This window comes from Streptomyces sp. NPDC025618 (assembly GCF_055558795.1).
The window spans coordinates 62135-62372 of record NZ_JBVHLW010000002.1; the positions used below are offsets into that span (position 1 = coordinate 62135).

The 238-nt window shown below is 67.2% G+C and carries 1 protein-coding gene; it reads right to left on the reverse strand.

The features are described 5' to 3' along the window. On the reverse strand, positions 1–220 hold a 220-nt coding region (locus ACZ4A5_RS02380; protein ID WP_467577463.1), incomplete at its 3' end, for a hypothetical protein. Positions 221–238: the final 18 nt, after the last annotated feature.

The window sequence follows — 238 nt, forward strand, 5'->3', positions numbered from 1 at the left end:
CGGTGTAGTACAGCCAGTTGTCGCCACCGCCGCGGTGCACGCAGTAGAGCTTGTCGCGGTAGACGGCCAGAGCCGGACCCACCCCCGTGTTGTGATTGCCCAGCCGCTGGTCGTCACTCCACCCGGTGCCGTCGAAGGCGGTGTAGTACAGCCAGTTGTCGCCACCGCCGCGGTGCACGCAGTAGAGCTTGTCGCGGTAGACGGCCAGAGCCGGACCCACCCCCGTGTTGTGATCGCC